Source organism: Pseudomonas sp. PDM28, from assembly GCF_019219115.1.
GTDB lineage: Bacteria > Pseudomonadota > Gammaproteobacteria > Pseudomonadales > Pseudomonadaceae > Aquipseudomonas > Aquipseudomonas laurylsulfatiphila.
Map to the genome: position 1 here is coordinate 156,350 of NZ_JAHUWG010000008.1, position 15,042 is coordinate 171,391.

The 15,042-nt window shown below is 59.1% G+C and carries 10 protein-coding genes; 5 read left to right on the top strand and 5 right to left on the bottom strand.

Going from position 1 to position 15,042, the window contains the following annotated elements; translation table 11 throughout:
* Positions 1–282 precede the first annotated feature (282 nt).
* The 5 genes from KW841_RS19400 (at position 283) to KW841_RS19420 (ending at position 7,103) form a co-directional block, all read left to right on the top strand.
* A complete protein-coding gene (locus tag KW841_RS19400; RefSeq protein WP_218479164.1) occupies positions 283–2,019 on the top strand; it encodes a type I secretion system permease/ATPase in 1,737 nt (578 codons plus the stop codon).
* A 6-nt stretch (positions 2,020–2,025) separates the two neighbouring features.
* A complete protein-coding gene (locus tag KW841_RS19405) occupies positions 2,026–3,366 on the top strand; it encodes an HlyD family type I secretion periplasmic adaptor subunit (RefSeq protein ID WP_218479166.1) in 1,341 nt (446 codons plus the stop codon).
* Between the two features lies 1 nt (position 3,367).
* Complete coding sequence (locus KW841_RS19410) at positions 3,368–4,696, top strand: TolC family outer membrane protein (protein WP_218479168.1); 1,329 nt, start codon at positions 3,368–3,370, stop codon at positions 4,694–4,696.
* Positions 4,697–4,928: 232 nt separating this feature from the next.
* On the top strand, positions 4,929–6,059 hold the full coding sequence (locus tag KW841_RS19415) for a carbon-nitrogen hydrolase family protein (protein ID WP_218479170.1): 1,131 nt from the start codon (positions 4,929–4,931) through the stop codon (positions 6,057–6,059).
* 3 nt (positions 6,060–6,062) lie between these two features.
* Positions 6,063–7,103: an AraC family transcriptional regulator gene (locus tag KW841_RS19420; protein WP_218479185.1), complete on the top strand. Its 1,041-nt coding sequence runs from the start codon at positions 6,063–6,065 to the stop codon at positions 7,101–7,103.
* Positions 7,104–7,447: 344 nt separating this feature from the next.
* Here KW841_RS19420 and KW841_RS19425 read toward each other — a convergent pair whose 3' ends face one another.
* From KW841_RS19425 to clpX, 5 genes are all read right to left on the bottom strand, one after another.
* Positions 7,448–8,299, bottom strand: coding sequence for a DUF2242 domain-containing protein (locus KW841_RS19425; protein WP_218479192.1), 852 nt, complete (start codon positions 8,297–8,299; stop codon positions 7,448–7,450).
* Between the two features lie 203 nt (positions 8,300–8,502).
* A complete protein-coding gene (locus KW841_RS19430) occupies positions 8,503–10,374 on the bottom strand; it encodes a SurA N-terminal domain-containing protein (protein ID WP_007970755.1) in 1,872 nt (623 codons plus the stop codon).
* Between the two features lie 233 nt (positions 10,375–10,607).
* A complete protein-coding gene (locus KW841_RS19435; RefSeq protein ID WP_002552737.1) occupies positions 10,608–10,880 on the bottom strand; it encodes an HU family DNA-binding protein in 273 nt (90 codons plus the stop codon).
* A gap of 149 nt (positions 10,881–11,029) precedes the next feature.
* The gene (lon, locus tag KW841_RS19440) at positions 11,030–13,426 is read right to left on the bottom strand and encodes an endopeptidase La (RefSeq protein WP_015094303.1); all 2,397 of its coding nucleotides are present in this window, start codon (positions 13,424–13,426) and stop codon (positions 11,030–11,032) included.
* A gap of 246 nt (positions 13,427–13,672) precedes the next feature.
* The gene (gene clpX / locus KW841_RS19445; RefSeq protein ID WP_007982210.1) at positions 13,673–14,956 is read right to left on the bottom strand and encodes an ATP-dependent Clp protease ATP-binding subunit ClpX; all 1,284 of its coding nucleotides are present in this window, start codon (positions 14,954–14,956) and stop codon (positions 13,673–13,675) included.
* Positions 14,957–15,042: the final 86 nt, after the last annotated feature.

Here is a 15,042-nt window from a genome sequence, read left to right on the forward strand (position 1 = left end):
TCAATATTACGTCGTTAAAACAGACGACTGGTGTTTGGTGATCACAACTAGCTGTTTTTAAAAGACATATAGAAAGTTGAGTGCAGGTATAGAGCGAAATGTTATTTCGGAGTGATTCGGCGCGACCTACGCTCCTGCATAAGGGAGCAACGCAGAGATTTCGGAAGACTCGCCATCCACAGAGCGACCAGCCTGCGCGTGCATAAGTCGTTTAAGGGACTACATTTACTGTTAGCTGTTGCGCCCCAAGGGCAACCGCCTTTTCGAAGTGGGAGGATCACCATGCCCAAACAGCCGAGCATCCGTTCCGAACTGTCCGACGCCCTTTTTCGCATGCGCCGCAGCTTTTACATGCTGGCGGCGTTCAGCGGCGTCATAAACGTCATGATGTTGACGCCAGCCGTTTATATGCTGCAGGTCTATGATCGAGCCCTGGTCAGTCGCAACGTCACGACACTGACGATGCTGACGGTGCTGGTGGTGGGTCTTTTCTTGCTGATGTCCACCCTGGAAATGGTCCGCACCAAGGTGCTGATCCGGGTCGGCAACTGCCTCGACATGGAACTCAACCGACGCATTTTCAACGCGGCATTCGAACGCAACCTGAGCCGCGCCGGGGGCAATCCGGCCCAGGCCCTGCAAGACCTCTCCCAGGTTCGCCAGTTCGTCACCGGCAATTCCCTGTTCGCGTTCTTCGATGCACCGTGGACGCCGATCTACCTGTTGGTCGCCTATCTGATCCACCCGCTGCTCGGACTGCTCACGCTGATCGGTTCCCTGATTCTGATGGGCCTGGCTTACCTCACTGAAAAGGCGACGCAGAAACCCCTGGCCGAAGCCAATCAGGCCGCCATGTCCTCCGCCCAATATGCCAACAACAACCTGCGCAATGCCGAGGTCATCGAGGCCATGGGCATGCTGCCGTCGATCAGCAAGCGCTGGTTCCAAAGCCATTTGCGCATTCTGGAAATGCAGACCCTGGCCTCCGACCGCGCCGCCTTGATCAGCAGCACCGGGCGCTTCGTGCGTATCACGCTGCAATCACTGATCCTCGGCGCCGGCGCACTGCTGGCGATCGAAGGCAAGATCACCCCGGGGATGATGATTGCCTGTTCGATCCTCACCGGCCGTGCACTGGGTCCGGTGGAACAAGTCATCGCCTCGTGGAAGCAACTGCTCGGTTGCCGCTCGGCCTGGGCCCGGCTCAACGAAATGCTGCACGACTATCCACGCCGGCCACCGAGCATGTCGCTGCAGCGGCCGCAGGGCATGCTGGCGGTGGAAAATGTGTATGCCGGTGCCCCTGGTACCACCAACACGATTCTGCGCGGTGTGGGCTTCAGCCTGGTCCCCGGTGAAAGCCTTGGCATCATCGGCCCGTCCGCCTCGGGCAAATCCACCCTCGCCCGCCTGCTGGTCGGAGTCTGGCCGGCGCAGGCCGGCAAGGTGCGCCTGGACGGCGCGGACATATTCACCTGGAACAAAGGCGAACTGGGGCCCTGGCTCGGCTACCTGCCACAGGACGTCGAGCTGTTCGAGGGCAACATCGCCGACAACATTGCGCGCTTTGGCGAAGTGGACAGCGAAGCGGTCATCCGCGCCGCCAAGATCACTGGGGTGCACGAGATGATCCTGCGTTTTCCGCAGGGTTATGACACCCGCCTGGGCACCGATGGCAGCCCGCTTTCCGGTGGACAGAAACAGCGTATTGCCTTGGCCCGCGCACTGTATGGCGAGCCCAATCTGATCGTGCTGGATGAGCCGAACGCCAACCTCGATGACATCGGCGAAAAGGCCCTGGTCGATGCGCTGGCCGAACTCAAGGGCCGTGGTGCCACCGTCGTCCTGATTTCCCACCGTCCCAACGTACTCTGCGCCGTCGACAAGGTGCTGATGCTGCGTGACGGCGGCGTGCAGATGCTTGGCACGCGCGATGAAGTATTCGCAGCGCTGCGCAAGGCCAGTGTGATGCCTGCAGGCGCGTCGACTCCGCTGGCCTCCGTCAAAGCACGGGAGTGACCGATCATGCAAATGAGCCAACACACCGAGATGATTCCTGCCGATCCCCGCAGCATGGTGGATCTGGACGTCGGCAGACCTGCGCGATGGGGCGTGTGGCTGGTGCTCGCCGGCTTCGGCGGCTTCCTCCTGTGGTCCTGGCTGGCACCGCTGGATGCCGGCGTGGTCGCGACCGGCACGGTCAAAGTCACCAACAATCGCAAAGCCGTACAGCACCTCACCGGAGGTACCGTGGAGGCCATTCTCGTTCGCGAAGGCGATTTAGTGAAAAAAGGACAGGAAGTGGTCCGCCTCGATTCGTTGCGGGCCACTGCCGAAGAAGGTGCGATCAGCGCCCAGTACATCGTCAGCAAGACCGTGGAAAACCGCCTGGAAGCGGAACGGGACGGTCGCGATGTGGTGACCTACGATCCCGAACTGCTCAAGCGCTTCAAGGGTGACTACCGCCTGGAGGCCGCCATGGACCTGCAGCAGCGCCTGCTCGACACCCGCCGCGCCGGACTCGCTGGCGAAATCAGCATCCTGCAGGAGAACCTGGCAGCATCGGCAGTGCAGCTCAAGGGCCTGCAGCAGGTCTACAGTGCACGCGCCTCGCAGATCGGTTTCCTCAACCAGGAACTGCAAGGCACCCGCGTGCTGTCGGCTGAAGGCTATGTGCCGCGCAACCGCCTGCTCGAACTGGAGCGCAGCAACGCGGACCTGTCCGCTGGCCAGGCCGAGAACCTCAACAACATCGCCCGTGTGCGTAGCCAGACTACTGAAATCAAGCTGCGCATCCTGCAGCGCCAGCACGATTACCTCAAGGAAGTCGAATCGCAGCTGACTGAAACCGCCAAGGAAAACACTACCCTGGCCGACCGCCTGCGCGCGCTCGACTATGAAGTGACCCACACGGTGATTCGCTCGCCCATCGATGGCATGGTCCAGGGCCTGAGCATTGCCACCGTCGGCGGGGTCATTCAGCCCGGCTTCAAGATCATGGAAATCGTTCCGCTCAACGAACCGCTGCAGGTCGACGCGATGATTCCCGTGCAGGCCATCGACAAGATGGTCCCCGGCCTGCCCGTGGACATTTCCTTCCCGGCCTTCAACCATGCCAGGACGCCCAACATTCCCGGCCGCGTGCTGACCATCTCCGCCGACCGCCTGATGGACGAGGAAAGCAAGCAACCCTTCTACCTGGCCCAGGTGGAAGTCACACCCGACGGCATGAACCTGCTTGGCACCAATCACATTCGCCCCGGCATGCCCGCCAGCGTCACCATCAAGACGGGCGAACGCAACTTGATGAGCTATCTTCTTAAACCAATGCTCGAACGCGTGGACAGCTCATTCAAGGAACAATGAAATGGAACGTCATTGCATGCTCTTCTGCCTGCTGGGGTTGGCCCTGCCGGCTGACGCAATGGACCTCAAGCAAGCCTGGGACCTGTTGCAGTACCAAGGGCCTATCTACCAGGCCGCCGTGCATGAAAAAGAAGCCGGCGGCGAAAACCGCGCCATCGGCAAGGCCGGCCTGCTGCCGCAGATCAATGCGTCGGCCTACGACAACAAGGTCAATGGCTCTCAAAGCCAGAGCGGCATCGAGAGGGATCTGCACTACGACTCCAAGGGTGCCAACGTGCGCCTGCGCCAGCCGCTGTTCAACAAGCAGAAGATGGCCGAGTACCGCCAGGGTCAGCAACGTGCCGACTACAGTAACGCGGTATTTGATGCCAAGAGCCAGGACGCCGCGGTGCGCCTGGCCGAAAGTTATTTCGACGTGCTCCTGGCCAGCGAAACCATCACCCTGGCCAAGTCCAAACTGAACGCCTTCGATGAACAACTCGCCTCGGCGAAACGGCGCATGGAGCTGGGCGCCGGCACCGTCACCGACATCGACGAGTCGGCCGCCCGCCGCGATCTCGCCGAAGCCGAACTGATCGAAGCACAGGACAACCTGGTCAACGCGCGCGCCAAGCTTGAGGAATACATCGGTGAAACTCCGGAATCCCTGACCACCTTGCGTCCGAGCTTCGATACACCGCCGCTGCTGCCGAGCAACCTGCAGGACTGGTTGGTCAAAGCCCAGACCGACAGCCCGCTGATCCATGCGCGCCGCTATAGCCGCGACCTTGCCGCAGAAGAAGTGAAGCGTGCCAGCGCCGGCCACTGGCCAACACTGGATTTCATTGCCGGCTACACCGCGGGTGAAAGCCAATCACTTTCCGAGCTGAACCAACGCAACCACTACGGCTCGATCGGACTGGAAGTCAATATCCCGCTGTACAGCGGTGGCGGCGTCAGCGCGTTGACACGCCAGGCCAGTGCCAATAGCGACAAGGCCCTGGATGAGCTTGACGCCGCGCGTCAGGAAGTCATCACCGGAACCACCCGTGAGTATCAAGGCATACTGAGTGGCGCCAAACGCATTCGCGCCCTGGAAAAGGCCGTAGTGTCCAACGAACGCTCACTGGTATCGACACGCAAGGGCTTCAAGGAAGGCGGCACCAGCACCAACTCGGACGTCCTCAATGCCGAAGAACTGCTCTTTGTTGCACGTCACGATCTGTTCGAGGCCAAAGTGCGCTATTTGCTGTCGCGTCTGCGTCTGGCTTCTTCGGTGGGCAGCCTGGGCGACGACGATATCGACCAGATCAACAACTACCTCGGCCCGGAACTGCTGGTCACCAAATAACGTTCACCTGCCGGCCGGTCGAGCAAAAGGGTGGCTGACCGGTGCCCCCTCCCCGCCAACTCCCTTGGCGTTTAACCCGGTCATTCATTGCCGCCTATCGATGCAGAAAAGCCGCCGACCGCAAAAAACCGTCAGCGTTGAAATTTGCCCACCTGGCCCTTGATTCCCTTTATGCTCGATCCGGTTCCAAATCAAAAGCCACGCCCGGCTCCAGGCTGTAAACTGTGTCCCCATGCGCAAACTTTTGTACCTGACATTCTCCATGGCATTGCTCGCCGCCCTCACGACCTACGCGATGTGGGCCGCAGACAGGCCGGTGGGGCATTACCTTTCGGACCTGCGGATCAACCTGGCTGTCGACCAGGGTACGCCTGCCGATCGTGGCAATCTGCTGGGCATTCAGCCCGAACTGTTTCCTACCGATTATCAAAGCCCCGAACGTTTGCACCGCAAACTCGCGGCCTATCTGCAAGCGGCCCGGGACCAGGGTTTGTTGAACGGCAAGACCGTCGTCGTGCTGCCGGAACACGTCGGCACGTGGCTGATGGTCAGCGGCGAAAAAGATGAGCTGTATCAGGCCAGCACCCTCAAGGAGGCCATGAACTGGCTGGCGGTGAGCAACCCCCTGAAGTTCGCCAAAGCGTTGATCAGCGCCGAGGGCGGCAACCGTCTGGACGATGCCCACCTGCGCATGAAAGCCAAGGCGATGGCCAGAGACTACCAGGCATTGTTCGGTGGATTGGCCAGGGAGTTCCACGTGACGCTGGTCGCGGGCTCCATCGTGCTGCCCGAACCGAGCATCATCGACGGCACCTTGAAAATCGGTCGCGGCGCGCTTTATAACAGCAGCGTGGTGTTCAACAACGATGGCCTGCCGATCGGCCAGCCCCAGCGCCAGATGCACCCGTTCTTCGCAGAACAGAACGGGATCAAGGCGAACGCCGAACACTCGCTTAATGTCGTGGATACCCCCGCAGGCAAGTTGGGCGTATTGATCGGACACGACAGCTGGTACCCGGAAAACTACCTCAAGCTCAACGACCAGCGTGTACAGCTGGTTGCGGTACCGGCCTTTGTTCCAGGCCGTGGCACCTGGGAGCAGCCGTGGCGTGGCTACAGGGGGTTATCGGAGCCGGCGTCGGTCAACCTCAAGCCCGGAGAAGTCAGCGAAGGCCTGGCCTGGCAGCGCCTGACCCTGACGACCCGGGTACCGGCCAGTCAGGCTGTCGCGGGCATGAGCGTGTTCCTGCGGGGGCAATTCTGGGATCAGGGCAGCGCCGGGCACAGTTTTCTCAGCCGCAACGGCCAGCAGTTTGCCGACGGCAACGCCCAGGGTGCGCGTTTGCTGAACCTCTGGTTGTAAGCCATGAAACCGCAGCCGATGCGCCTGGGCGATCTGTCGGTGGGCTTTGTTCATAGCCTGGCCGATGCCGTGCGCAGCCATGGCGTCGATCCGCAGCCACTGCTCGATCAATACGGCCTCGATGCAGCGCGACTGAGCGAAGCCGGTGCCCGCCTGTCAATACCGCGCTACATGCGCCTGGGCCACGGCGCCATTCAACTGACCGACAACCCGGCCCTTGGCTTGCGCATGGGTCAGCTCAGTCGCCTGAGCCAGATCGGCCTCGCAGGGGTCACCGCCGCGCAGGCGCCCACGGTACGTGAAGCCGCGCGCTGCCTGATCCGCTTCGAAGCCTTGTACGGCTCCAATTATCGCGGCCAATCAAGCTTTCACGAAGATGCCCAGGGCGCCTGGCTGCGTTTCTATTCGATCAGCCCCTACAACGCCTACAACCGCTTCGTGGTGGATTCGATCATTGCCGGCTGGTTGCAGCAATTATCCAGCGTCAGCGCCAACCCGCTACGCGCTGAACGTATCGAGATCGAATTCGACGAACCCGATTACCGCGCGGCCTATGACGCGCTGGGTGACTGTCCGATCCAGTTTGGCAGCGAACGCAACCAACTGCGCTTGAGCCTGGCAAGCCTCGCCCAGCGCAACCCCGAGCATTGCCCGAGCACCTGGCGGCATTTGCTGCAACTGTGTGAGCAGGAGCTGGAACAACTGACACGCACCCGCAGCCTGCGTGAGCGCATCATCGCGCTGCTGGGCCCCCTGCTCAATGGTGGCCGGGAGCCCGACCTGGAAGAAGTGGCGGCACGCCTGAAGCTGCCCACCTGGACCCTGCGCCGCAAACTTGCCGAGGAAGGCACGCAATTTCGCGCAATCCTCAATGAAACCCGTCGCGACCTGGCCATGACCTACATACGCGACACCGAACTGGCGTTCGGGGAAATCGCCTACCTGCTGGGCTTTGCCTCAGCCGAAGCGTTTCAACGCGCATTCAAACGCTGGAACGGGCAGACACCCGGCGAATTTCGCCGCAGTCATCGCCAGTCCGCCTGATGCCTACAGCTCGGTAGCGTCTTCCGCCGGCTCCGGCGGGTCCAGTTCGAACGCCTGGTACTCGAGCAGTTCTTCTTGATAATCGTCCATTGTTGAATCCCCCGACATGCATTGAAAACGCTTGAATAAATGACCAGCCCCTTGAGCATAAAGTGCCCGCGTGAAGGAAAAATGACGCGGACACGACACTCCGTCGCTACTGAATAAAACGTAGCAGTTGGTCAGGAATTTATCATTGGTTTTTTTCGCAGGAGGCCGCAGGAAAGCGGCCTTGTTTGACGCGGATCAATCGATGCGCTCGCTACGGGATCGTGACTCGTTGGCCGATCCCGTAGCGAGAACGATCACTGGCCGGTGACAGGCATTGCCGGAATCGCCTCGCTCGGCGGCGGCATGTCGGTCGGATTTGCCGGTGGCGTGATGGTTTCCATCGACGGTGCCGGATCCAGGTTCTGAACCGGGGTAATCGGTGCCGCTTCAGGCGGCGGCATGACCGGTTCAGAGACCGTTGGAGTGGGTTCCACTGGAGCAGGCGCCGGGGTTGACGGGGTTGGCTGTGCGGCCGGCGCAGTGGTTGCGGCAGGCGCCAGAGGAGCCGGTGCCACCTGGGCTTCAGGCATGCCCAGGTCTGTTTTCGGCTTTTCGGTGATGTGCGCAGCCTTTTTCGCTTCCGGCGGCAGGAACAGCTCGACCAGCGCAAAGAAACGCTCGTAGAACTTGGCAGACGAGACGGTTTCGCTGGCGACCTTCACCATCGAGTCGTCAGAGGAGCCGATCGGCATCGACACCGAGCCCAGCACACCCACACCAAGACTGGCGGAGTTGTTGGTTTTCTTCAGCGCATAACGATCCTGCAGGGCGTTGGCGAACATGGTCGCGTGGTGCCCCTCGCTACCGTCATCGGCACAGACCACACTGAAACTGATCTCCATGTGGTTTTCGCCGGTCTGCTGGAAGCTCTTGTGACCGCTGACCAGCTTCGGATCGTTGCTGGTGATGATGTAACCCTGGCTGAGCAAGGCGCGGCGGGCGGCTTCACAGCTCTGGATATCGGTGACCGGATAGTTACGGGAAAAGGTGCCGGAATCGTCGAAGTTCTCATGCTCGTAGATGGCAGCCTTGTTCGATGAACAACCGGCTGCAACGGCCAGCACGGCAGCCACGCCGACAATCCGCATGGGAAATGATTTAAACATTGAACATCCTGAGGAAAACGGTTCGGGGCGTATTGTGCAACAGATCGATGCTTAGCGGAGCATCGATCGTGTCTTAAAACGGTTACAGGCTGATTGACCGCGGTTTTGCGTAAAAGTCACCGCGGCAAATGACGTACGGCCAAACAAAAAGACCCCGGCGTTTCGGCCGGGGTCTCCTGTGTCGCGCCAAACCTGGTCAGGCATCAGTACTTCTTGATGTCCGCCTGGCTTTCCAGCTGCTTGCGATACGCCGCAAAGTCTTGCTGGCCGATGCGCGACGCGAGGTAGCGACGGTACTGCGCTTTCTCTTCATCGGTAGGCGCCGCGGCTTCGTTCACGCCATTGAGGCGCACGATCATCAGGCTGCCATCCGCCAGCGTCACGCTGGTGAAGGTCGGCTTATCCTTGGCCGCCGGCTTCGCCATGCGGAACAGCGCTTGCAGCACGGCAGGATCAACCCCTTCCTGAGCGCGAGTCGCCGCCTCGGTGACTTTCCACGCCTGGCCGTCGACGGCCTGATCCAGCGGGGTCTTGCCATCGCGCAGATTGGCGATCAAGGCTTCAGCCTTGGTCTTGGCATCGGCGCTGGCGTGCTCCTTGGCCAGTTGCCCGCGGATGGCCGCATCAACGCTTTCCAGCGGCAGCTGCGAAGGCTTCAGGTGCTCCTTGGCACGCACCACGACCACGGTTTCCGGATCGAGCTCGATGGCGGTGCTGTTCGCACCCTCATCCAGGACTTCCGGGCTGAACGCGGCAGTGATCACGGCGCGGTTGGCTGCAATACCCTCACCGCCTTCGCGGCCGAACGGCTTGGACGTCTGTACGGTCAGTTTCAGGTCCTGCGCCGGTTGAGCCAGATCGGACGCTTCGAACGAGGCGTCTTCCAGTTGCTTGCTCGCCTCAACGAAACGCTGCTCGACCTGCTGGGTTTTCAGAGCACGGGTCAGCTTGTCTTTCAGGCTGGCGAAGGTTGGCACTTCAGGTGCTTCCACACCCAACAGCTTGATCAGGTGGAAACCGAAGTCGGTGCGAACCGGCGCCGAAACCTGGTCCTTGGCCAACGAATACAGGGCTTTTTCGAACGCAGGATCGTAGACGCCAGGACCGGCATAACCCAGGTCACCGCCATTGTTTGCCGAACCCGGATCCTGGGAGAACTCCTTGGCCAGTGCCTCGAACTGCTCACCCTTGGCCAGACGGGCCTGGATCTCTTCGATCTTCGCCTTGGCTTGCGCCTCGGTGGTCTTGTCGTTCACTTCAATCAGAATGTGCGCAGCCCGGCGTTGCTCGGACAGGTTCGCGATTTCTTTCTGATAGGCCGCTTGCAGATCTTCGTCGTTGACGCTGACCTGGTCGAAGAAGGAAGCCTTCTTCAACTCGAGGTAATCGATGACCACCTGATCCGGCGTCATGAATTCCTTGGCGTGTTCGTCGTAATAGGCCTTGACCTCTTCGTCGGTCAGCTTCACAGCCGCCGGGTCAGCCTTGATGTTCAGCGAAGCGAAATCGCGGGTCTGTTTTTCCAGACGGGCAAATGCCAGCACCTGCGCATCGGTGACGAAACCGCTACCGGCCAGACCGGCACGCAGCTGGCCAATCAGCATTTCCTGAGCCAGCATCTGGCGGAATTGCATGCGGGTATAGCCAAGCTGGCGAATCACCTGGTCGAAACGCTCGGAGCTGAACTTGCCATCAACCTGAAATTCCGGTGTTTGCAGGATGACCTGATCAAGTGCCGCTTCGGAAAAGGCAAACTTCGATTGTTCTGCGCCTTGCAGCAGCAGCTTGCGATCGATCAGGCCCTTGAGGGCCGATTCGCGCAACATTTTTTCATCCAGCAAGGAAGCATCGAAATCCTTGCCCAGCTGTTGCATGAGCTGGCGGCGTTGCATATCGACCGCCTGGCTCAGCTCGTTCTGGCTGATTTCTTCACCATTGACCTTCGCCGCCTCATTCTTGCTCGTCGTGGCCTGAAAAATGGCGTCGAAACCGGTCAAGGCCATCAGTGCAACGATGACCCCGATAATAGTCTTGGCAATCCAGCCTTGTGAATTGTCCCTGATATTCTGCAGCATGCGTCCCCCAGAAACGGTTGAACTTCAAAATTAGGCAACCGTGGAGCGTGGGTAGAATCCGGATAGAAGAAAGGCGCATCCGAGGATGCGCCTTCTCGTAACTGGCGGAGCGGATCAAGGACTCGAACTGGCGACCCTTGGTGTCTTGAACCGGCGACCTGCAGTCAGGACTGCCGCTCCGCTGCCAAGTCAGGCATGACCCCGACCCGGATGGGTAAAAACCTGAATCGAACTTAGTTGACAGCTTCTTTCAGTGCTTTACCGGCTTTGAAACCTGGTTTTTTGGCTGCTGCGATTTCCAGCGTCTTACCGGTCTGTGGGTTACGACCGATGCGAGCTGGACGATCGGTTACGGAGAAGGTACCGAAACCAACCAGAACAACAGAGTCGCCAGCCTTGAGAGCGCCAGTGACGGATTCGATTACAGCGTCCAGCGCACGGCCAGCAGCAGCTTTCGGGATATCAGCGGATGCAGCGATAGCATCAATCAGTTCCGACTTGTTCACTCTAAGTCCCCTTATATCTATTTGAGTATGATTCTAAGTTTTTTTGGTGAAAGCAAAAACGAGTGCTGAATGGCCTACAGACACTTAAGAGCCGCTTTATAACAAGGGCTCTAAAAAACTGTCAAGGAAGCCCCCCAGGCAAATACGTACTAATGCGTGCTAATTCTTTCCTTAGAATCCGCGTCGCGTTTCTCATCCTTCGCGACTATCTCCGGAGCCACGTCCGGCAAGGGCTCCGGCGCGTATTGCAACGCAATTTGCAGGACCTCGTCAATCCATTTAACCGGTTTAATCTGTAGATCCTGCTTGATATTGTCCGGAATCTCTTTGAGATCGCGCACATTCTCTTCAGGAATGATCACGGTCTTGATCCCGCCACGATGTGCCGCCAGCAGTTTTTCTTTCAAGCCGCCAATAGCCAGCACCTGGCCGCGCAAGGTGATTTCGCCGGTCATGGCGACATCCGCCCGCACCGGAATGCCGGTCAATGCCGAAACCAGGGCCGTACACATGCCCACGCCAGCGCTAGGGCCGTCTTTCGGGGTCGCCCCTTCAGGCATATGGATGTGCGTGTCGCGCTTCTCATGGAAGTCCAGGGGAATGCCCAGGCTCTTCGCCCGACTGCGAACAACGGTCAACGCGGCCGTGATCGACTCGACCATCACATCACCCAGGGAACCGGTCTTGATCAACTGGCCCTTGCCCGGTACCACAGCGGCTTCGATGGTCAGCAGTTCGCCACCCACCTGAGTCCACGCCAACCCGGTCACCTGGCCGATCTGATCCTGCTGCTCGGCCAGGCCATAGCGGAATTTACGCACGCCCAGGAAGTGCTCCAGCATGTCTGCGGTGACCTTCACCGAGAAGCGTTTTTCCAGCGCATGTTCCTTGACGGCCTTGCGGCAAACCTTGGCAATCTGCCGCTCAAGGCCACGCACACCGGCTTCACGGGTGTAGTAGCGAATGATGTCGCGAATCGCTTCGGCGTCGAATTCCAGCTCGCCTTTTTTCAAACCGTTGGCAGTGATCTGCTTCGGCGAAAGGTACTTCACGGCGATGTTGATCTTCTCGTCTTCGGTGTAGCCCGGCAGACGGATCACTTCCATCCGGTCCAGCAGCGCCGGCGGAATGTTCATCGAGTTCGAAGTGCACAGGAACATCACATCGGACAGGTCGTAATCGACTTCCAGATAGTGATCGTTGAAGTTGTGGTTCTGCTCGGGATCGAGCACTTCCAGCAACGCCGATGCCGGATCGCCGCGCATGTCGCTGCCCATTTTGTCGATTTCATCGAGCAGGAACAGCGGGTTGCGCACGCCCACTTTTGTCATCTTTTGAATCAATCTTCCTGGCATCGAACCGATGTAAGTACGGCGATGACCACGAATTTCCGCCTCGTCACGTACGCCACCGAGGGCCATGCGTACGAACTTGCGGTTGGTGGCATGAGCAATCGACTCCGCCAGGGACGTTTTACCGACCCCCGGAGGGCCGACCAGGCACAGCACCGGACCACGAATCTTCTTCACGCGCTTTTGCACGGCGAGGTATTCGAGGATGCGCTCTTTGACTTCTTCGAGGCCATAGTGATCGGCATCCAGAATGTCTTCGGCACGCGCCAGATCCAGGCGCACCTTGCTCTGCGCCTTCCACGGCACCTGAACCAGCCAGTCGATGTACGAGCGCACCACGGTCGCTTCCGCGGACATTGGTGACATCTGCTTGAGCTTGTTCAGTTCGGCAGTCGCCTTTGCCAGCGCGTCTTTCGGCAGGCCGGCGGCATCGATACGTTTTTTCAGCTCTTCGACTTCATTGTGACCTTCATCACTGTCGCCGAGCTCTTTCTGAATGGCCTTCATCTGCTCATTCAGGTAGTACTCACGCTGGCTGCGCTCCATTTGCTTCTTGACGCGGCCGCGAATGCGTTTTTCGACTTGCAGCAGGTCGATCTCGGCATCGAGCAACGCCAGAACGTGCTCGACCCGGGCCGACAGATCGATGATTTCGAGGATTTCCTGCTTCTGCTCGATCTTCAGGGCCATGTGCGCGGCCATGGTGTCCACCAGGCGGCCAGGTTCATCGATGCTGTTGAGCGACGAGAGGACTTCAGCCGGGACTTTCTTGCCCAACTGCACGTATTGCTCGAACTGCGACAGCAGGCTACGAACGAATACCTCCGACTCGCGCTCTGGTGCGTCAACTTCGTCGATCAGGGAGACTTCGGCACGGCAGTGGCCGTCCACTTCGCTGAAGCGCTCAACGGCGCCCCGCTGCTCACCTTCGACCAGGACCTTGACCGTGCCGTCAGGCAGCTTCAGCAGCTGCAGAACGGTGGCAATCGTACCAACGCGGTACAGAGCCTCTTCACCGGGATCGTCGTCAGCCGGGTTTCTCTGGGCCAGCAGAAGAATCTGCTTGTCACCCGTCATCGCAGCCTCGAGGGCTTCGATGGATTTCTCGCGCCCCACGAACAGCGGGATAACCATGTGCGGATAAACCACGACATCACGCAATGGCAGGAGAGGCAATTCGATGGTTGTCTTCATGATTTCGCCTCTACGGCGGCCGTAAGGCCGTAAACAGATGGAAGTAAGCTTGAAACCAAGATGGGGGTTGCCTTGAAAAAAAACAAGCGGATAAAAAGTACCACTTAAAAGATTGTCCGATTGCGGCCCGCAATCTGTGGCAGCTTCAGAAAATAGTCGATTGCAAGGCTATCTTCGCGGGCAAGCCGCGCTCCCACAAAAGAAAAGGGGCCCGAAGGCCCCTTCTTTGTTCAAGCTGCGTGACGCTTAAGCGTCTGGCGCGGCCTTGGCGGTCGGCTCACTGTTTTCATAGATATACAGTGGCTTGGACTTGCCTTCTATCACGCTTTCATCGATCACTACTTTGCTCACCTCCGATTGCGAGGGGATTTCATACATAGTGTCGAGCAATACACCTTCGAGAATCGAACGCAGGCCACGGGCCCCGGTTTTACGCTCCAGGGCACGCTTGGCGACCGATTTCAGAGCGTCGGAACGGAATTCCAGGTCAACACCTTCCATCTCGAACAGCTTGGCATACTGCTTGGTCAGAGCATTTTTCGGCTCGGTGAGGATCTGCATCAACGCAGCCTCGTCAAGCTCGTCCAGCGTCGCAAGTACCGGCAGACGACCGACGAATTCCGGGATCAGACCGAACTTGACCAGATCGTCAGGCTCGACTTCACGCAGGGACTCACCGACTTTCTTGCCTTCTTCCTTGCTGCGCACTTCCGCGTTGAAACCGATACCGCCCTTGGTGGAACGGTTTTGAATAACCTTTTCCAGACCGGAGAACGCACCACCGCAGATGAACAGGATGTTACGGGTGTCGACCTGAAGGAATTCCTGCTGCGGATGCTTGCGACCACCTTGAGGCGGAACGGAAGCGACCGTGCCTTCGATCAACTTGAGCAGGGCCTGCTGCACGCCTTCACCGGAAACGTCCCGGGTGATCGACGGGTTGTCGGATTTGCGCGAAATCTTGTCGATTTCATCGATGTAGACAATGCCCATCTGGGCCTTTTCCACGTCGTAGTCGCATTTCTGCAGCAGCTTCTGAATGATGTTCTCGACATCTTCACCCACGTAACCCGCCTCGGTGAGGGTGGTTGCGTCGGCGATGGTGAACGGAACGTTCAGCAAGCGGGCCAGGGTTTCGGCAAGCAGGGTCTTACCCGAGCCTGTCGGGCCGATCAGCAGGATGTTGCTCTTGCCGAGTTCGACGTCGTCATTCTTTTTGTCACGCTGATTCAGGCGCTTGTAGTGGTTGTACACCGCTACGGCCAGAACCTTTTTCGCACGCTCCTGACCAATCACATACTGATCAAGGATGCCGCTGATTTCTTTAGGCGAAGGCAATTTATGCGCGCTGCTTTCGGCCTGTGCTTCCTGCACCTCCTCGCGGATGATGTCATTGCACAGGTCGACGCACTCGTCGCAGATAAAGACCGAGGGGCCGGCAATCAATTTGCGCACTTCATGCTGGCTTTTGCCACAGAAGGAGCAATAGAGCAGCTTGCCGTTGTCCTCGCCGTTGCGGGTGTCAGTCATTCGTTCGATCCAAATCCGATAGGCTTGCAACACAAGATGAAGGCTATTGCGGGCTTTTTCAAGCCCGCAGGTGATCGGACCCGCCG